This is a genomic window from Bifidobacterium vespertilionis (assembly GCF_008698145.1).
Lineage (GTDB): Bacteria > Actinomycetota > Actinomycetes > Actinomycetales > Bifidobacteriaceae > Bifidobacterium > Bifidobacterium vespertilionis.
Map to the genome: position 1 here is coordinate 176,175 of NZ_RZNZ01000003.1, position 18,418 is coordinate 194,592.

At 61.7% G+C, this 18,418-nt stretch carries 16 protein-coding genes and 2 pseudogenes; 11 read left to right on the top strand and 7 right to left on the bottom strand.

The features are described 5' to 3' along the window. Window positions 1–28: 28 nt before the first annotated feature. The 3 genes from EMO90_RS03495 to EMO90_RS03505 all read right to left on the bottom strand — a co-directional run bounded on the left by EMO90_RS03495 (window position 29) and on the right by EMO90_RS03505 (window position 2,690). Window positions 29–1,654: an aminopeptidase P N-terminal domain-containing protein gene (locus EMO90_RS03495; protein WP_150353101.1), complete on the bottom strand. Its 1,626-nt coding sequence runs from the start codon at window positions 1,652–1,654 to the stop codon at window positions 29–31. A gap of 213 nt (window positions 1,655–1,867) precedes the next feature. Continuing rightward, window positions 1,868–2,122, bottom strand: coding sequence for a type II toxin-antitoxin system RelB/DinJ family antitoxin (locus tag EMO90_RS03500; protein ID WP_150353102.1), 255 nt, complete (start codon window positions 2,120–2,122; stop codon window positions 1,868–1,870). A 358-nt stretch (window positions 2,123–2,480) separates the two neighbouring features. Further along, window positions 2,481–2,690, bottom strand: coding sequence for a helix-turn-helix domain-containing protein (locus EMO90_RS03505; protein WP_223849639.1), 210 nt, complete (start codon window positions 2,688–2,690; stop codon window positions 2,481–2,483). A 311-nt stretch (window positions 2,691–3,001) separates the two neighbouring features. Here EMO90_RS03505 and EMO90_RS12330 point away from each other — a divergent pair. Next, window positions 3,002–3,139: pseudogene (locus tag EMO90_RS12330) on the top strand (class C sortase); the annotation flags it as partial. Between the two features lie 673 nt (window positions 3,140–3,812). Here EMO90_RS12330 and EMO90_RS12335 read toward each other — a convergent pair. Further along, window positions 3,813–4,169 (bottom strand): hypothetical protein, encoded by a 357-nt coding sequence (locus tag EMO90_RS12335; protein WP_223849651.1) that lies wholly within the window; start codon window positions 4,167–4,169, stop codon window positions 3,813–3,815. Between EMO90_RS12335 and EMO90_RS03515 the strand changes: the two genes are divergently transcribed. After that, window positions 4,077–6,362 (top strand): InlB B-repeat-containing protein, encoded by a 2,286-nt coding sequence (locus tag EMO90_RS03515; RefSeq protein WP_223849648.1) that lies wholly within the window; start codon window positions 4,077–4,079, stop codon window positions 6,360–6,362. The two genes, EMO90_RS12335 and EMO90_RS03515, sit on opposite strands and share 93 nt — an antisense overlap. 109 nt (window positions 6,363–6,471) lie before the next feature. On the opposite strand, the gene EMO90_RS03520 is transcribed toward EMO90_RS03515, so the two are convergent. Next, complete coding sequence (locus EMO90_RS03520) at window positions 6,472–8,079, bottom strand: CAP domain-containing protein (RefSeq protein WP_150353105.1); 1,608 nt, start codon at window positions 8,077–8,079, stop codon at window positions 6,472–6,474. A gap of 302 nt (window positions 8,080–8,381) precedes the next feature. Between EMO90_RS03520 and EMO90_RS03525 the strand changes: the two genes are divergently transcribed. After that, the gene (locus tag EMO90_RS03525; RefSeq protein ID WP_190971909.1) at window positions 8,382–9,359 is read left to right on the top strand and encodes an SNF2-related protein; all 978 of its coding nucleotides are present in this window, start codon (window positions 8,382–8,384) and stop codon (window positions 9,357–9,359) included. A 53-nt stretch (window positions 9,360–9,412) separates the two neighbouring features. Here EMO90_RS03525 and EMO90_RS03530 read toward each other — a convergent pair whose 3' ends face one another. Then, window positions 9,413–11,968, bottom strand: coding sequence for a hypothetical protein (locus tag EMO90_RS03530; RefSeq protein ID WP_150353107.1), 2,556 nt, complete (start codon window positions 11,966–11,968; stop codon window positions 9,413–9,415). Between the two features lie 799 nt (window positions 11,969–12,767). Between EMO90_RS03530 and EMO90_RS03535 the strand changes: the two genes are divergently transcribed. From EMO90_RS03535 to EMO90_RS03555, 8 genes and pseudogenes are all read left to right on the top strand, one after another. Next, a complete protein-coding gene (locus tag EMO90_RS03535) occupies window positions 12,768–13,082 on the top strand; it encodes a hypothetical protein (RefSeq protein ID WP_150353108.1) in 315 nt (104 codons plus the stop codon). A 266-nt stretch (window positions 13,083–13,348) separates the two neighbouring features. After that, window positions 13,349–13,678, top strand: coding sequence for a hypothetical protein (locus EMO90_RS03540; RefSeq protein ID WP_150353109.1), 330 nt, complete (start codon window positions 13,349–13,351; stop codon window positions 13,676–13,678). Window positions 13,679–13,760: 82 nt separating this feature from the next. Then, window positions 13,761–14,141: a hypothetical protein gene (locus EMO90_RS12090; protein ID WP_190971910.1), complete on the top strand. Its 381-nt coding sequence runs from the start codon at window positions 13,761–13,763 to the stop codon at window positions 14,139–14,141. A gap of 71 nt (window positions 14,142–14,212) precedes the next feature. Next, window positions 14,213–14,488, top strand: a pseudogene (locus EMO90_RS12715) (FtsK/SpoIIIE domain-containing protein); the annotation flags it as partial. Window positions 14,489–14,654: 166 nt separating this feature from the next. Then, complete coding sequence (locus tag EMO90_RS12345) at window positions 14,655–14,885, top strand: hypothetical protein (RefSeq protein WP_223849640.1); 231 nt, start codon at window positions 14,655–14,657, stop codon at window positions 14,883–14,885. A gap of 25 nt (window positions 14,886–14,910) precedes the next feature. Then, window positions 14,911–15,609, top strand: coding sequence for a protein rep (locus tag EMO90_RS12350; RefSeq protein WP_223849641.1), 699 nt, complete (start codon window positions 14,911–14,913; stop codon window positions 15,607–15,609). 2 nt (window positions 15,610–15,611) lie between these two features. Next, the gene (locus tag EMO90_RS03550) at window positions 15,612–16,103 is read left to right on the top strand and encodes a hypothetical protein (RefSeq protein ID WP_150353110.1); all 492 of its coding nucleotides are present in this window, start codon (window positions 15,612–15,614) and stop codon (window positions 16,101–16,103) included. Window positions 16,104–16,512: 409 nt separating this feature from the next. Further along, on the top strand, window positions 16,513–17,007 hold the full coding sequence (locus EMO90_RS03555) for a hypothetical protein (RefSeq protein WP_150353111.1): 495 nt from the start codon (window positions 16,513–16,515) through the stop codon (window positions 17,005–17,007). 32 nt (window positions 17,008–17,039) lie between these two features. On the opposite strand, the gene EMO90_RS03560 is transcribed toward EMO90_RS03555, so the two are convergent. Further along, window positions 17,040–18,251, bottom strand: coding sequence for a site-specific integrase (locus EMO90_RS03560; protein WP_150353112.1), 1,212 nt, complete (start codon window positions 18,249–18,251; stop codon window positions 17,040–17,042). Between the last annotated feature and the right edge of the window lie 167 nt (window positions 18,252–18,418).

An 18,418-nucleotide genomic window follows, 5' to 3' on the forward strand; every position in this document is an offset into this window, starting at 1 on the left:
CGGCTCACGCGGATCACGCGGCCACGGCTCACGCGCATTCGGCCTCGTGCTCGAGGAAGCTCGGCAGATAGTCTTCGGGCTCGTGCGCCGCGAGCCATGCCTCCACCTCGTCGGGCGTGCGGGCGAAGGTGCTCACCAGACGCGTCACACCGTCCTCACCTACGATCAGGTCATCCTCGATGCGCACGCCGATGCCACGGTATTCCGGCGGCACGAGTTCGTCGGCCGCGTCGAAGTACAGACCCGGTTCGAGCGTGAACGCCATGCCCGGGCGCAGGGGCGCGTCCGCGTACAGCTCGTTGCGCGAACGGTAGGCATCGTGCACGTCGAGGCCCAAATGATGGCCCGTGCCGTGATACAGCCAACGGTAATGCTGGTGGCCGTCCGGGCTGAGGGCCTCCTCCACGCTCACCGGCAGGATGCCCATGTCCGCGAGTGAACGCGCGGTGGATTCGAGCGCCGCGTGCAGCATGTCGCTGTACACCGCGCCGGGCTTGTTGGCCGCCTCGATCGCCGCATCGGAGGCGTCGAGCACGGCCTGGTAGACCCGCCGCTGGGCCGGCGTGAACCGGCCGCCCACGGGCATGGTGCGCGTGATGTCCGCGGCGTACAGCGAGTCGAGCTCTATGCCCGCGTCGAGCAGGAACAGATCGCCGTCCCTGAGCGCATGATCGTTGGCGTGGTAGTCGAGAATCGTGGCGCGCGGGCCGGACGCGGCATTGGTGCCGAAGGCGATGCCGTTGCCCTCATAGCGGCACGAGTGCGTGAACGTGGCCTCAAGCAGTCGCTCGCCGCGCTTGACCTTGCGCGCGATGGGCAGCACGTCCGCCACGCGCTCGAATCCGCGTTCGGTGGCGACCACGGCCCTGCGGATTTCGTCGAGTTCGCGCGGGGTCTTGATGATGCGGCATTCGTCGGAGCTCTGCTCGAGCACGGCGTCCACACCGCGATTGGCGGCCGCGTCCCCAAGCCCCACTTCCTCGCGCACACGGTCCACCGTCGCGTCGATCCGCGGATCGTAGCCGCGCAGCACGCGGATGCGGATGCCGTCCGGACCAGCGCCCGCGCGCAGGGCGTCCTCGAATTCGGTCATATTCCGGATCTCAAGGCCGGTCATGATGTGGAAATCGGCCGGCAGCGGACGCGGGCCCACCCAGAATTCGCCGTGCTTGGAATCAGAGAAGAAGCGCGGATTGGTGCGGTCAATGGCCGGTTCGAGGAAGATCGCGGCCCGGTGTCCAACACCGCCATCCGCGGCAACGACCGGATCGATGACCAGCGCGGCGTCGGCCTCCAAGTCGCGGCCCAAGCCTGTCATATGGGCGAACGCGGTGCCGGTGCGGAACAGGAAGTCGGTGTCCCATGTGCGATGTCGGACCGCGCCGGCGGGAATCACCAACCGCTCCCCCGGCAGTTTGGCGGCCAGTTCGGCGCGATGCTTGGCGGCGTCGTCCGCCAGCGGACTGCGCACGGCCGGCAGCTTGTTCGGATTCGGCCCCCAATGGCTGAAGATGATGTCCTCGAAGCCCTTGCCGTTGAGACGCAGACCACCGCCCCGGCGTCCCGGCTCGGGTTCGACGTCATTGCCCGCCGCCGCCTCGCGCAACCGCCTCAGATCCTCGGCACCAAGGGCCGGTTCCGTTTGCTCGCTCATATGCGCCTTCCCTTCGGATCACTGCCATGGCCCTTCGCGCCGGCCATGCGATGTCTCCACTTGCGATGTCTCCACTGTAGGCCGTATGGTACGGGAATCGCAGCCATGGTCCGCATAGGGGTCCGGAGCCGATTGCGAGGAAGCCGTCACATCAAGCCCAGCACCACCGGTCGGGGTTTGCTGGCGTACCCGTCGGCCTACAGCGTCCAGATCTCACCTCGTTTCATCGGACAGTCTCAATGCAAGCCGGCTTGCGTATTCGGTGGCTTCATGCTCGGAGTCAAAAGGCATCGCATTCTCCTGAGTCTCCCGCGTCAGACGCACGTCGTAGGGGAAACCACGGTGCTCGTTGAAGGCGCTGATGAACATACGGAGCACATCTGACGGTGTAGTGCCAAGACGTCTTGCGGTTTCCTTGAACATCGCCGCCTGATCATCATCAACACGAGTGGCAATCTGTATGCTCATGTCAACTCCTTTACTTCATTGTCTATCATTTTACACCGAAATGATTATATTTTCATGCAACTTGTATATCACGACGATCTATGTTTCGACCCGAAGACCGGCTTCATGCCGCACTTGACCGTCACATGGCATCCAAACAACGGGCCCCGCCCTCCTGCTGCCAGAAGGGCGGGGCCCGGGATGCAAGCATCAGCGGGGATGCACCGTCACTTCTTGCTCACTTTGAACTTGAACACTTGCAAGGCCCTGACCATCGGCTTCCCGCCTACTGCCGCTTGCCATCCGACAGACTCCAGTATACATGGGTAGCCAAAGGGTAGCCTTTCGCCACACCGATATCCGAGGAGAAATCACCAAGTCACAGGGTGCGGATCCAGTCGTCCAAGTCGGTGCGCTTCACCCGTTTCGTCATACTGCCCACGGTGAAGCTCTGCAGGTCATCATTCAGGACGGCCGCACGCACGATCTTGACCGGCAAACCGGACAGCACGGCTGCTTCCGGAATGGTCAGGGTAAGACGATCAGCCAACGGGGCCTGAAGCATACGCTCCTTGTTTTGTGGCGTCATGGAAATTCTCCTTCGTCGTTCGAGTCGGACAGCGAAGGACTATGCAAGATCATCAAAACCCTGCGTTAGCCAGTTTTCCCGGACCGGCTTTGGGAAAGCAAACCGCGGCACGCCGAGTGGCCAGTCGACGGCAAATCACCAGTGCCGACATTGACCCATGGATAGCACGGCTCGCCCGCCCTGAATCCACGACAGGGCACCGTCCGCTCCAACCGACCATTATGACCATGATCAAGGTCATCCTAACCGACATTTCTTGTCGTCGGTGTCATGTCAGGCGGCGTACTCCTCGAACGCTACGCCCTTGTAGCCTCACGATTGTCCGTGGTGAGGATCGTGTGACCCTGTTGACGTGTTGGCCGTATGGGGTGAACACGAAACGTCTCATCGTGTCGGGAGTACGCGCGTCCATGCCGGATGTCGCCCCGTTCGAACGGGACGCAGAGCGTGGCAACCCGATTCTTGGCGACTGGTTCACGTTGAGCGCGGTCGCCACCCTGCCCTGTTCGATCGGCTACACGGGTTGGACCGGCTGGCAGACCCGCAGGGAACGCAAGCTACTGCCCTACGGCAGGCATTCCGCCAAATAGTTAGAGAAAGGAAATGATCATGAACCAACATGATTCAACTAACCCCCGGACTTGGAAGGGAGGTTTCGGGTTGAAACGCAAGCTCACGTCGATTGTGGGCGCGATGCTCGCCACCGCCACCCTGTTGGGTGGTATGGTTCTTCCCGCGCAAGCCAGCATGGTTGATAGTGTCACCACTGATCCGGACGCGGGCATCATGCCGGTGGCTAGTTGCGCGGATTCCGGTGTGACCAGCCCGGTCACCAGCATCAGCGTCGCAGCCATCGACTTCTGGAAAGGTCAAACATGGCAGGATGCTCGCTCCGCGCCTATTCCCGCCTCTTATTCCTCCCCATCCGTGAACAGTCAGAACAATGTAATCATTAGCATGTTCTGCAACAATTCACGTTTCGCCATCAACCGTGGCGGTGATGACTGGCGTGGCAACGGCAGCGCGAACCTGTATTTCACCTTGAACGATGATTACTGGATCGTGCTTGCTGCGGGAGATAAAAGCAATTCAATGCCTGAAGACCGTCCCCCCTACCCACCGTTAGGCACCACCGGCAAATTCAAAGCCACCAAAGGCACCTCGTGCTTTGCGACCCTGCTTTTTGACACCAAGCCATCCGAACAATCCGGGAACGCCGATGACATTCGACGTCAGGCAACCGTCTCCTGCGGCGGAACCAGCATCAACAGTGACAATTACGGGCACAATGTCGCCGGCGTCGGATTGTTCTTTGTGAAAGATAATCCTGGAGACAATGTTCAGAATGTCACGTTGACGTATAACGGCAATGGCGGTACGGGCAGCGTGCCAAGCCAGACGGTTCCGCAGGATTCGTTCCTGACGGTCTCCCAGAATGGTTTCTCGAAGAGCAATGCGGGCGGCCAGTGCACGTTCCAAGCGTGGAACACAAGCTCGTCCGGCACGGGTACGACGTACCGTCCGGGTCAGACCATGAACATCCAGTCGAACACCACGCTGTACGCCATTTGGGATTGCCCGGCCGAAACCACCTACGATTACCGTTTGCACTATGATGCGAACGGCGGCAGTGGCGCGCCCGCTGATTGGGAGACGTCGAACACGACGGGCGGCACCATGAACGCGACCGTGTCCGCTCAGAAGCCCACGCGCAACGGGTACACGTTCCTTGGCTGGTCCACCAGTTCCACCGCCACCAACGCCACGTATCAGGCCGGCAGCACGGTGCGCGTGTCCGCCGACCAGCCCGTCACCCTGTACGCGGTCTGGCAGCAGAAGGAAGCGAACGCGGGCCTCGTGTTCAACGGCAACGGTGGTAGCGGCGCGCCCGCGGCGCAAAGCGCGGCCGGCCAGCCGGGCGGCACGCACACGTTCACCATCCCCAACGGCAAGCCCACGTGGGCGAAGCACGTGTTCAAGGGATGGGCTGAGAACCGGCAGGCCACCACGGCCGACCATCAGCCCGGCGACACGGTGAACGTCGCCTACGGGAACACCACCACCCTGTACGCGGTCTGGGAGGAGAACGCGAACGCGAACCTCCAGTATGATGCGAACGGAGGTCAGGGCGCACCCCAAGGCGAGTCGGCGACCGGCACCACCGGAGCGAAGCAGTTCACCGTGTCCAACCAGCAGCCCACGTGGGCGGGCCACAAGTTCCTCGGCTGGGCCACCGATTCGAACGCCACCACGCCAACCTATCAGGCGGGTGATAAGGTCAGCGTGAACTATGGTGACACCATCACGCTGTACGCGGTCTGGCAGGAAAACAAGGATGCGGTCGTCCACTTCGACCCGAACGGCGGTACGGGCGCGCCCGGTGATCTGTCGGAAACCGGCACCACCGGAAACAAGGAGTTCACGATTCCCGCGCAAACCCCAACATGGGAGGGTCACAAGTTCCTGGGTTGGGCTGAGGATCCGAAGGCCACGAAGCCGACCGTGCAGCCGGGCGGCAAGGTCACCGTGAACTATGGTGACACGAAAACCCTGTACGCCGTGTGGGTGGAGAACATGGACGCCACGTTGAACTATGATGCGAACGGCGGTCAGGATGCTCCCCAAGCCGAATCCGCGACCGGCACTCCGGGCGCATCCAAGGAGTTCACCGTGTCCAACACGCAGCCCACGCGGGCGGGCCACAAGTTCCTCGGCTGGGCCGAGGATCCGAAAGCCACCACGCCGACCGTGCAGGCGGGCGCGAAGATCACCGTGAACTATGGCGACACGACCACGCTGTACGCGGTCTGGCAGGCCGACCAGCCCGCCACCGTCAAGTTCGATGCGAACGGCGGTCAGAACGCGCCCAACGCGTTGACCGCGAACGGTCAGCCGGGAGACGCCAAGGAGTTCACGATCCCCGCGCAAACCCCCACGTGGGCGGGCCACAAGTTCCTCGGCTGGGCTGAGGATCCGAAAGCCACGACCGCGACCACGCAGCCGTCAAGCAAACTGTCGGTCGACTACGGCAAAACGGTCACACTGTACGCCGTGTGGAGCGCCGACAAGGATGCGGTCATCCAGTATGATCCCAACGGCGGTGAGAACGCTCCGAAGGGTGAGACCGCGGCCGGCCAGCCGGGCGGCGGCAAGGAGTTCACGATCCCCGCTCAGAAGCCAACCTACACGGGCCGCGTGTTTTTGGGCTGGGCTGAGGATCCGAAGGCCACCACGCCATCCAAGCAGCCGGGTGATAAGGTCACCGTGAATTTCGGTGATACGAAAACCTGGTATGCGGTGTGGCAGAACACTCCTCCGACGATCGATGGCACGGACGACAAGCAGATCACCGTGGGCGACAAGTTCGATCCCATGGAGAATGTGACCGGCACCGACCGGGAGGATGGTGATGTGACCGGCAAGATCACGGTCACCGGCACCGTTGACCCGTCGAAGCCCGGCAAGTACGAGTTGACGTACACGGTGACGGATAAGGCCGGGAACACGACCACGGAGCATCGTGTGGTCACGGTCGTTCCGAAGGTGCTGGCGAAAATGCCGCAGACCGGTACGACGATGGGCGTGCTGATCGGCGTGGCGATCGTGCTGATCGCCGGCGCGAGCATCACCATGACTCTGGTGTCCCGCAAGCGTCGCCATAGCGTGGAGTAGTCGGCTGACCCTTGTTCGCATGTGAATCTTGCGAGCAAGCGGGTTGAGTGAGGTGGCCCCTCCCCAGGCGTTCGGGGAGGGGCCACCTCACTTGACTGAACTGTTGTGGTCAGTTGGTTTTGAAGGCGATGCCTTCGTCGGTCCAGCCGATGTTGATGAGTTTGAGCGCTTCGGCGTGGTCGGCGGTGAACAGGTGTTCGCCGGTGTACGGGTTGTAGACGCGGTACACGTCCCTGCCTTGATCGGGCGCGTACCATGCGATTTTCTCTCCAGTCCAGCCGACGTCCTGCAAGTGCTGGTATTCGTCGATGCTGGTGGTGTAGTGGTGGGAGCCGTCGTACTGGTTGTAGAGTCGCCATACGGGGCTGCTGGACGCGTATTTGGCGGCGTGGAACACGATGTCCTCGCCCTTCCAGCCGAGGGTTTGGAGATGATCGTATTCGGTTTTGCTGGTGGTGTACAGGTGGGTGGTGCCCTGGGTCATGTACGGGTTGAACAGCCTGTACACGCTCGTACCGTCACCGGTCGGCTTGTCGGTGTCGCCGCCGGGCTGCTGGCCTCCCTGATTGTTCTTGATTTCGTCGTATTCCTTTTGCGCCTGCTCCAGCGTCTTCTGGGCCGCGTCCAACGCCTGTTGGGCCTGGTCGAGTTTTCGTTGGGCTTCGTCCAGCTTCTTCTTCGCGTTGTCGACCTCGGTCTGGTTGCCGGTGGAGCCGGCCTGCTCCTTGAGCTTCGACACGTACGCGTTCAGCTTCGCACGGAACTCGGCGACGGTGTATGCCGTGCCCTTTTCGTCACGTCGGAACTGCTGCGTCGTGGTATCAGTGGTGAAATCCTGATATCCGGTTGGATGTTGGCCGAATCCCACTCCGACGCTCTTGTTGTTCTTGTCCATGATGTTGAGGTAGTGACCGGTGGTCATGTAGTTGCCGTTGCCCTCGTAGATGTCGGGACGGTTGACGTACACCCAGTAGGAGTCGTAGCGGTGTGCGGCAAGTTCGCTGTCGGATTGCGCGTACTGGTCGAAATACTTTTTCTCCATGTTGGCCCAGCATTCGACCGACTGAACACCGCAACCATCGGCGATGTTTTCGGAGCCGGCCCAGGGCGCGTTGGTGTGCGCGTAGTTCTTGATGACTTTCTCATTGGAGATGGCTGCGCCAGCCATGAGATAGTCGGTGACGGTCACCGTGGTCTGGCCTTCGGCCTGCCGGACCTCATTGGTGTTGTCGATCAGGTCGAGGGATTTGTTCACGTTGTCGAAGCTGAAGCTGCTGTTGGCACCCACGTTGCTGAGGTTGACGTTGTTGTCCTGCACCCATTGTTTGAATGTGGGGTCGTTGGTGATGAGGTCTTTGGCGGCTGGGGAGCCTTCCTGTTGGAGGAACCCGTAGAAGCCTTTTGCCAATTGTGTTTGTGCGGCCTGCTGTTCGGGTGTCAAAGCGCCGCTGCCCTGGTTGTCTTTGAGGGCTTGCTCGTATGCGGTTTTCGCATCATCGTATTCTTTGGTGGCCTGGTCGACGGCTGCCTGTTTGGTGTTGACGTCCTGTTTGGCGGCGTCAAGCTTCGCTTGGGCTTGGGTGAGCTGGTCGGCGGCGACCGTAACAGTGGTGTTGTCGTTCGCGTAGGCCGTGGGGATGATGGTGGCGGGGGTGAGCATGCCGATCGCGGTGATCATCGTGATCGTCGCGAGGGGTTTGCGAAGAGTGTTCCTCATGATTCTCTTCCGTCCTTCCTTGGGTGTCGTGGGTTGCTATTGTATTCGGCTCGCCGGGTTGACAGGCCGTGGGAGCCCATTGTGTGATCATCCCCGGCAGCCCGTCTTTTCGGTGGTGTTGCTCACGTGAATGCGTCCCCCACCCCTGACAAGGGTGGGCGGGTTGACGGCGTATGACGGTGGGATCGTTGCAATGGTGCGGGTTCAGAGTGTTTGGGCGTGTGCTGGAATGTCGGCGTGTCGCCCCGGGTTTCCGGTCGGAACCCGTGTTCGCACGTCGAATGGACGCATACCCGATGCGTATGACGAGTCCTTTAACCGAGTATCAGAAGACGGCCGTCCGGTTCGCGCTCCACCATTCGCATTGCGGCCTGTTTTTGGACATGGGGTTGGGTAAAACGTTGACGAGCATCGCGGTCATGGACTTGTGCCGGCGACGCGGGGAGGGATTGAAGTGGCTGGTGGTGGTGCCCGCCCAACTGATCCGCCAGCACACGTGGGAGCGGGAGCTGGACAAGTGGGCGGCCTACCATCAGTTGTCCCGCCAATCCTTGGGTGTGCCCGTCCGGCAACGGTTGGCCGCCTGCCAACGGGCGGGCTTGCCGGATGTGACGCTGATATCATCGGCATGCCTCCCATGGTTGGATGCGCACGTCACCGTGTGGCCGTGGACCGGGCTGATTGTGGATGAGCTGAGCGCGTACCGGAATCCCCGCAGCCAACGGTTCCGGATTCTCAAACGCCGCCGGCGAACCATGAAGCGGATCATCGGGTTGACGGGCACGCCCGTGCCGAAAAGTTTGGAGAATCTGTGGGCGGAAATCCATGTGATTGACGGCGGCCAAGCGTTGGGCGCGTCAATCACCCGGTATCGGGAGGCTTGGTTCCATGCGGGGGCCAGAAATTGGCGGACGGGTGTCGTGTATTCGTGGGAGCCGAATCCGGGTGCGTTCGACGAGATCATGACCGCCATCCAACCATTCTGCCTGTCCATGAGCCGACGGGAGTATCGGCCCGACATCACGGACCCGATCGTGGACATACGCTCCGTCAGCATGCCCGACGGGACACGACACGTGTACGACCGGCTGCTATCGGATTTGACGGTGGATTTGCAGCCCGGCGAGATCAACGCCGGTAACGCGGGCGTACTCACCAACCGGTTAAGCCAGTTGACCGCCGGATTCCTCTACCCAAACCGGGAAAACCTCCAACCCACCATCCCCCTCACCGGGCAAATCGATGCGAGGTATTGCCGTCGTGCTGATAGCATTTCGTAACATATCGCACGACGGCAGTCTTAGTTTTCCTCGCCCGATCACCGTTTTTGCTCTCAACGACCGGAGGCTTTGCGAATCGCGGAAGAGATCACGCGTTCCGTGTCCTGCGGATCGTGCGAAGCCGGTACGGCGGCGCGCAGCCGATCCATTTCGGCGTCGCGCCGCGCATCCGACCAATTGTACTTAGCCGCGATCCCCGCGATTTTCATAGCGGTGTCCCGAGCAGCGTCATGCGTGGCGCCGGGTCCCATAGGAGGAATGTCGACATGCCAACCATCGTTCCTCTTCCCATCGTCATGATTGACCGGAGCTGGGCGCGGCGCCTCGGGAATAGATGGCTTTTCGAGACACTTGGGATCGGATGCGATCCACTCGGCGATCGACGCGGGCAATAGCGGGATGCGACGCTCCTTCTGCGAGGATTCATCGGCTGAATCTATAAGAGTTTCCGGTGGCAGCATGATGATGCCCGGATAGTTGCACTGGGTACCCTTCCGGCTCACCCAATGGGAACCGGGTCCGACAACATAGCTTTTATGACCGGGACGCAAATCAACATTGGTTCCATGTACATGGGTGGACGCCTTGACTCTGCCGATCCAATCCGCAGGCATGCGGTAGACGAGGTGAACACCATGCATGGAACGAAATGCGAGCGTTCTCAGATCGTCAAGTGTGATCCCAAGCTTCGCGAGGGTATCAACACCATGTTCCGGATAGGATTTCTTGTCTTTAGGGGCGTCGCAATCAATGATAATCAGTCCTAAGCCCGCCGAGAACCCATATTTGTCCGGCACGCCAGCCGGATCGTACGACCGCAGGCTATTGCAAATAGCCTCATCATCCTGCCAATGCGCACGGATCCCTTTTTCATCCTTGCCGTCCCACTGGTTTTCATTGGGCGTGAGTATCCATCCATCCATCTCCGGTATGCTCTGCACCGTTCGTATCTGAGCTGTCGTGTCCAACCCCATAAGGGGCTTTGCATCAAGCAGCAGCCCGCGAGCCTTGCCAACCAATTCCGCCTTGGTCTCGTCCTCGATGATCTGCTCACGGCGGTTTGCCGCGTCCTGTTTGCGCCACTCGTCGGCGAACGGCTCGAATCGCCGTGCGTCCTTAATGCAAATGACCTGCCTGGTACGGCCGTCACCGTGCACGTCTCGTTTGCTGGCCGTGGTCAATCCCATCAGGGACAGTTGGTCCGCGCGCTCCTTCTCCCCAACGCGAAGATCTTTCAGCACCGAGCAGGACACAGGCACACGAGGCCTGTCAGGCAGCCCGTCAGCGCCCAAAGGCGCGCACGACATGAGCAGATCTCGCACGGTTTGCCCATACAGAGTCAATCCCTCCGTCAACCGGTTGACGACCACGGGGTCGGGATGCCCGTACGCGAAGCTCACGGCACCGGCCATGAGCGCGTCAATGACGCCATCGTCCGGGTTCGTGCCGTCACCCAGATACTCGGCCCACCGCAGAACCGTTTCCTCAGTGGTGTCGGAGCGAAACGGAACATTCCAAATACGTCGTTTCCACTCTGGAGTGGACGGCAGAGTGCTGCTCCGATTCGTAGCCATGATCATGAACGCGGTCACCGTATTGCTCGAGACGTTCTGCTTGAGCAGTCGCATGGACAGGGTCTCACCCGCCGTGGCCTTCTTGAGGTTCTCAACAAGTCCCTGTCCAGGGTTGACCGCATCGCTGTCATAGGCGAGCAATCCGGTCAGCAGACCGACCGAGGCTTGGTCGTTCGTGGTGGATGACGAGCGTGCCACCCCCAGCAGGGATGCCAGATTGAACGGCGAGGCCAACCCCTTATACAATGCGGCGATGGCTTGAATGGTCAGACCCTTGCCGTTGCCGCCCGGGCCGGTGAAAAACGCAGCCCCATGCATATAGGGCTGACAAACCGGAGCCGCTATGGAACGAGCCAGTACTTCGGCGGTCGTCTTTTCGTCCACAATCAAGTGGGCCATATGCTGGAAGCGCTTGACACGCTCGTTGCAATAGCTGATGTGAGACAGATCGAGCGACCAGATCATGCTGAATCGGGGGTCGTCGGGGTTGACGATCGTGGTGCGCGACCTACTGCCTCCGCCGCAATAGGTGCGCGCAAAACCTTGGTTGGCGAATTTCACCCCTAGTACCAGACGCGCCCCGGGAACCCGTTCCACGGCACGTCGCACGAACTCGTCGATGCCGGAAAGATGATCGGAAAGAGGGATTCCAAACTCCGCTTCGATACTGGCGATGGGATGGAACATGGTTTTCCCGTTTTCCACACGACGATGCCAGAGCCTACCAGTGCCTTCCTGAATGGCGAATGCGAGGGGGCCACCACCCATCGTCACGCGCAATTCGGCCATCGCCAGCGCCGCGCCGGGCGAGCACACGGGAAACCCCGCATCGGTTTTCGGGACGGTGATTCGACGACCGTCCGGAGAAATGATTAGCCAGTCATTGTCAAACGCATCGGTCGTGCAGGACACCCCGGACAGCAGCGTGCATAGCTTACGTAGCATACCTGGATACGGCGGTAGGGGTTCAAGCCGCGGTAACGGCTTGAGAAGGATGGCGCAGTCCCCCTGCAAGAATTCGTTTTCAGATAGCATTCGGTTACCTCCGATGTCGTCTCGGGGGATCAAGAAACGAATTTCGTGATCCCAGTTGCTGTGACGCCATGGGGTATACGTCGTCGACACGGGAAAATGAGCTTTAACCGCAAGAATTGCGGATAGGTGGTCCAATGAACATCAGATTGACTGAGAACTGGGCGCTATCGCGATTCTGACAAGAGGCTTGCGACGTCCAGCCGGCAGCACAGCCACGCACACGACATCCAACGGCTCTGCTCGATAACGATGCAGGAACGCAAAGGGGATATTGGCCCTGGTATCGCCGCGGCGTTTCGCGGATAGTACCTCATTGCAACCAAATGAAGACATCAACCTGCATATCGGGGCACGGCGCACCCCGGGATCGGGCAATTGTTCGACCACATGGCAGCGACCGGACCAAAATGGGTGAGAAACGACGAAATGGGGGATTCGTCGCGCATCGGTGAACGTCAAGGTTAACGAGCATTTGTTCCGTTGGATTCTGGCATACTCGCGCTCCGCCATGAACTGTCTTTTGAGTAATGAAGCAGGCAATGGCCATTTTCGATGGAGTCTGATCACACGGGACAATTCTCGAAGCGTCTCGAGAGGGGGGCACAAACAAACACGCGGATCCGTCATACGATGGCAGGCATTTGACGACCATGTGCAGGCCATTGCGTCGTAGGACATCATCCAATTGCAACAGTTCCTCGTTGTCAATAAAACCGATAAGATGCTTGTGGTATGTCAGCAACCGGCAACCGGGTGGCGTTCTTTTCAGCTTCTGGCTTGGGTTATATCCAATGCGCACATGCACTGGATGGCCACGCATCCCGTCGAGACCACCGAAACGGTGCGCATCAATGACGACGAGGTCGACCTCTCCACTCAAGACCAGTTCACCAGTCCGATCCTCACGGAGGGCTGTATCCAATCGCTGAGCCTCGATTCGGTCTCCTTCCGATGGAACAGCTCCCAACGACAACGGATCCACGTTTCGCCTCCAGTTTTCCTCTACGTGACAAGTCAACCGTATGTCACGATCAAGTCTGACGCCATCGATCCTACTGCCACAACAGGTTTGGGAGAAATGTCAAAAAGTAAGAGCCCCCTGCCATTCGAATGAACAACAGTGCCCTAGGGCACATGTGCCGTGATGGCTTACTTTCTGACAAAGTCCTTGGAATCGTTGCGGCAGTAAGTCCGAGATATGTCAGCCGACATTCAACAACGCTGACACGCGATTGCATCACACGCCGCACGCCGTATTCATGCACACATGTGCAATCCGAAACCCCGTGAGCATTGCACCGTCTTCTTCCGTGCATAGATGTGCAGCGCAGACGGCACCGCCATTTGCGTATTTCATCGAAAAGACCAAGGAGACAAATCATGCGAAGGATTCCGGTTGATCCCGCCCGTCTAGGCGAGCCCCGGTTCGTCCAGTCCGAGACTCGCACCGACAACGAGGGCAAGACCGTCCTAAGGGACGGAGTGCCCGTGCAGCGCGTCAGCGTGCTCGTCAAACCCGCCGACGAGCGCCCCGAGGTGCTCGAGGTGAGCGTGCCCCACACGGAGCCGTTCAAGTTCAATGACAACGAGAAGCTGCGCTTCGACAACCTGCGTGCCATGCCGTGGAACACGGAGGGACGCAGCGGCGTCTCCTACAGCGCCGACGACGTCCGTCCCGCGAACAACCCCGGCGGGCCGGTCAAGCTCTAAAAACAGCCAATCCAACCATGGCGGGACGCCACCCAACCGGAAGGCGCCGGCGTCCCGCCGCACCCATACGAAAGGAACCATCATGTTAGACCAATTATTAGCCCATCCCGGCACCGTCGCCGTCATCGTCCTTGCGCTCGCCATGGCCGTCGCCGTCGTGGTCGTCGTCCACCGATGCGCGAGGGAAACCGATGACGACCGGCAGACCGTGTGCGCGATCCTCGGCATCCGGGACGCGCAGGACCGGAATCTCGTCTCCATCCGCTACGGCAAGCCCCGCCTGCCGTTCACGTGGGGGCGCACCAGCGGCATACGCATCCGCGTGCCCGTGCGCGCGATCCCCAAGATCACCTCCCCCGAAGAGGCCGTGGAGGCGGGCATCCGCCTGCAGCAGGCCCTCGGCATGGACGACAGCGAGACCCGCATGTGCAAGCCCCGCGTGCGCGAGTGGACGCTGTCGTGACACGCCGCGACATCGCGCCGCCGCCCGAATGGGCGGGAATCCTATGGTTCCGCAACATCCTGGACGGCGGCGTGATCACGATCCCACCCGGGCGCCACACGTTCCTGTCCGGGAGAAGCGGGGCCGGGAAGTCCCGTCTCCTGCGTCAGCTCATCCGCAACATGATCCCGGCCGTCGCGGACGGGTACACCCTGCTGTACGGCATCGATTTGAAGGACGGGGTCGAGCTGACGCCGTGGTCGCATTGGATGGCGGGCCTCGCCACCGATCTCGACGCCGCGATCGGATTGCTGGAACGAGTGGATGGGTTGCGCGGCGAACGCAACCGGCGATTGCGCGACATGGGACTGGCAAACACGACCATCGACCGGGGCATGCCCCTGATCGTGGTGCTGATCGACGAGATGGGCGAGCTCGCCGGCGCGCCCGACCGGGACACGAAAGCCAAGCAGGAGAAGGCCCGCTTACCTGCTCGACCGGATCCTGCGACTGGGCCGCAGCGCGGGCGTCACGGTGGTCGCCGCCACGCAGGACCCCCGCAAGGAAGCCACCCCGTTGCGCGACCGGTTCCCCAACCGGATCGCCCTGGCGCTCAACAGCAAGGCCGAAACGGTCATGATGATGGGCGAGGACGCCGTGCGCGACGGGTGCGCGCCGCACGCGATCCCGTTCGGCAAGCCCGGCGTCGGCTACTGGCACGACACGGCCCGGCACGAGGCCGTCCGGTTCCGCACCGTCAACTAGCCGGACAAAGGGGAAGGACCAAACCATGGGCAACGGGACGGGCGGCGCGCGATCGGCGTACGACCGGCGGCGCGACTCGGACGCGTTGCGCGGGTGGCGGGAACGCCAGTATGCGCGGCAGGCCCGGTCCCAGGCGTGGCTGCTCGACCGCGCGTCGCGCGGCACGGGACGCGTGGCCTACGACCGGTTGGGCGAACTGCCGCGCACGGCACGCTGCGGGTGGCCCCTGGGCGGGATCGCGGGCATCCGGGTGCGCGGCGGTCGCGCGTTCGTCACGGGCGCGGAGCATTGCGCGTCCCCATGGTCCTGCCCCTTGTGCACGCCCGTCATCCGCGCCCAACGCGCCCGAGACGTGCGGCAAGCCATCGAATACTGGCGGGCCGGTGCCGGGCACGGGATCGGGTTCCTGACCCTGACCATCCCGCACACGCCCCACGACCCGCTGCGCGCGATGATCGATCTGGTGTCGGGCGCATGGTCGCGCATGCGCGGCGGGCAGGCATGGCGCGCATGGGCCCGGCATGCCGGGATCATGCACTACATCCGGTCCATGGAGATCACATGGAGTCCCACGGGCGGCTGGCACTGCCACCTGCACGTCCTGCTGCTCCTCGACCGCGACTTCGACCCCGACCGCATGCGCGGCGACATCCACGCCATGTGGGCCACGGCCGTGCGAACAGTCGATCCGGATCGCAGGCCCCGTCGAAACGACGCGGCGTGACCGTGGAAAAAGCAGACGGGGACATGATCCGGCTCGCCAGTTACATGAGCAAGACCCCCGACGCGAAAGACTCCGGCCGATACGACCTGGCCCGTGAGATGACGCGCGCGGACCGCAAGCGCGCGCGGAAAACCGACGGGCTGAACCCGTTCCAATTCCTCGACGACACGCAGCCCCTCCCCTCCGATACGGGAGCGTCAATGCGAAGCCTGTGGCTGGAATACGTGGACGCGACCAGCCGCCGCCGGTCGATCACATGGAGCCGAAGCCTGCGGCGCATGGCCGGGCTCGGCGCGGAACGCACCGACCGGCAGATCATCGACGACACCCTCCACAGCGCGGACGCGTTCGCCATGGACGCGGACGAATACCGCATGCTGCGGCACGCGCCCTCCATCCGCGCGTTCGTCCTGCAGAAAACCGAAACCGGGGAGATCCCCCTCGCCCTGCAGGTCATCGACGCCTGCCTCGACTCGGCCGCCACGCGCAATTAACCGCGTATTCAATACCGAGCCGCCGGGCTCGCCGGCCTAACGGCCGGACGGCCCGGCTCGGCCGCTACGCGGCCACACACACGGCACCGTCATCCCCGTACATGAAACGGTCCCGGTCCCGTGACCCGCGTCCCGGCAAGCAGGGAGCGCGGCAAACCGCGCGCCACGACGGGGACGCCCGACACGGGTCGGGCGGTCATCATCCCATTCCCTTGCCGCCCGTGCGGGCGGCGGTTTCCCCATGTTCCGGCGGGACGGCACCCTAACCCCGGTCCGCGGCGGACACGACAGGCCGCACGCGAGCATGTCGGAGACGTCCCGTCATGCCCGCCACGGACCGGGGTTCTGGCACTGCCACGCCGGAACACGGCGAAAACAAAGTCACATCAACCCAGTCAAGGAGCACCTTATGGCCATCAACACGCACCCCGCCACCGGCATCACCCCGACCGCCCTGTGGAACGCGGTCAACACGGACGCGGACATCGCCATGTTCATAACCGAGATGGAACACCGGTTCGCGTGGCGGGACGCGGTCATCGTCCTCGCGCTCGACCCGGCCCTGTGCGCGGACGACTTCGGCATGCTCGCCGAGCACGCGCACGACCCGTACTCCCGGAGCATCATGGACCGCGTCCTCGCCGGCGCGTTCCGCGGGCATGCCATCATCGACGCCGATCGCGCCCGGCGCATCGCCCGCCGTCTCGCCGAAGCCGGGCACACGAAGCGGGCCGTGAACCCATTGGCCGCGGCGGCCTACCTCGACTGGGCCGTCGGCATGGAGGACGAGGCCATCGCCCTGGCCGGCGAGGCGCTCGGCATCAACCCGCGGCACACTCTGTCCATGATCGTCCTGTCCGCGATAGACCACGGCATCCACACCGACCCCGCCACGCGCAATTAACCGCGTATTCAATACTCAATACGAACATCAGATCATTGCCTAACGCCAATCAGCCTATTAGCTGCTTGAGCGGCGGCAACAAGAGACTGCACCGACATGTGCTGGTATTGGGCGTCCACCTTGCCATCCTCATGCCCGACATACGCCAGACGAATGGCTTCGGGGAGGTTCTGCTGGGCAAGAGCCGTAATCAGTGTGTGCCGCATGCTATGAATGCGCACATGGGGAAGGCCGCTGTGTTTCAGGGCCTTCTCGAACATGTACCGTTCCCGGGCACCGGTCACCGCCCGCCCACCATGCTTATCATCGATGAACAACAGGTCCAACGGATCTTCGCCGTATCCCATCGTACGGCGCATTTCGCGCCACTTGCCCATCAATGCCAACGTCTCTGCCGGCAACGGAATCAGCCGATTGCCCGCCTCCGTCTTAGGTGGCACCAGCCACTCATGGTCGCCCTGCGGTATCGGCACGAAAGCCATCCTCTTAGGCCACTTCGGCTCATCATCTGCGATCCGCTGCAACTGTCGCTTCACATGGATGCACGGTACGCCGTCGATTGTGACCAATTCGTCGAAGGTGATTCCGCGCCGCTCCCCAGTCCTCATACCGGTCTGATATCCCAGCACCCAATCCAGCTTCCACATGAGTTCGACTTCGTCGCTGCAAAGTTTGGTTGCCTGCGCAGGGGTGAGAATAAGAAAATCTTGTCTCCTGCCGCTCGGGGAATCCACCATGTCACATGGATTGTCTCGAATCAATCCTTCACGCACAGCGTCGCGCATGCAACGCACGAACGTTGCCCACGTAACCCGCACCGTAAGCGGAGCCAACGTTTCTTCCAATCCCGCGACACATACTCGCATGTCCGAGGGCTCCAAGCGCCCAAGCCGCACGCCACCAATCAGGTTGCATATTCGTTCCATCTGCACCTCCAGAGACCGTGCCGTCTTCGGGCGCACTCCCACTGTGGCGATCTCCTTCAGCCAACGCTCCGACCAATCACGGAGCAAAGGCGAAGTGGATGATGCGATCTTCCCGGTCCGTTCATATTCCTTTGCCTTGGTCTTCAACCGCCCAAGTGCCTTCGCCTTGGTCTTTCCCTTCGCGGTCAAACGTCGCCGATTGCCCGTCGCCCGGTCCGGAGGCAGTTCCCTCGCCGCAATCCACGTGCCATTCGCCGTTCGATACACCGCACCTGATCCATGCGGCCGACGTTGCTTTTTATCTTGTACCTCATTCATGCCCTGTTCCTATGCGTTCAGGGAACAGGACTCCATGGATCCTCACCTAGGGGTAGCCAAAAGGGTAGCCTAAGCCAGCATTCCACAGCACCTTACAGCCCTGTTCCAGCGGATGCCGGACGACAAGAGCAGATAACAAAAATGGCTTCATACCAACGATTTACGCG

Bases quoted from the DNA above. Each gene is read 5' to 3' on its own strand.
- EMO90_RS03495 (WP_150353101.1), bottom strand. From the start codon at position 1,654: ATGAGCGAGCAAACGGAACCGGCCCTTGGTGCCGAGGATCTGAGGCGG.
- EMO90_RS03500 (WP_150353102.1), bottom strand. From the start codon at position 2,122: ATGAGCATACAGATTGCCACTCGTGTTGATGATGATCAGGCGGCGATG.
- EMO90_RS03505 (WP_223849639.1), bottom strand. From the start codon at position 2,690: ATGACGCCACAAAACAAGGAGCGTATGCTTCAGGCCCCGTTGGCTGAT.
- EMO90_RS03520 (WP_150353105.1), bottom strand. From the start codon at position 8,079: ATGAGGAACACTCTTCGCAAACCCCTCGCGACGATCACGATGATCACC.
- EMO90_RS03525 (WP_190971909.1), top strand. From the start codon at position 8,382: ATGACGAGTCCTTTAACCGAGTATCAGAAGACGGCCGTCCGGTTCGCG.
- EMO90_RS03530 (WP_150353107.1), bottom strand. From the start codon at position 11,968: ATGCTATCTGAAAACGAATTCTTGCAGGGGGACTGCGCCATCCTTCTC.
- EMO90_RS03535 (WP_150353108.1), top strand. From the start codon at position 12,768: ATGCACTGGATGGCCACGCATCCCGTCGAGACCACCGAAACGGTGCGC.
- EMO90_RS03540 (WP_150353109.1), top strand. From the start codon at position 13,349: ATGCGAAGGATTCCGGTTGATCCCGCCCGTCTAGGCGAGCCCCGGTTC.
- EMO90_RS12090 (WP_190971910.1), top strand. From the start codon at position 13,761: ATGTTAGACCAATTATTAGCCCATCCCGGCACCGTCGCCGTCATCGTC.
- EMO90_RS12350 (WP_223849641.1), top strand. From the start codon at position 14,911: ATGGGCAACGGGACGGGCGGCGCGCGATCGGCGTACGACCGGCGGCGC.
- EMO90_RS03555 (WP_150353111.1), top strand. From the start codon at position 16,513: ATGGCCATCAACACGCACCCCGCCACCGGCATCACCCCGACCGCCCTG.
- EMO90_RS03560 (WP_150353112.1), bottom strand. From the start codon at position 18,251: ATGAATGAGGTACAAGATAAAAAGCAACGTCGGCCGCATGGATCAGGT.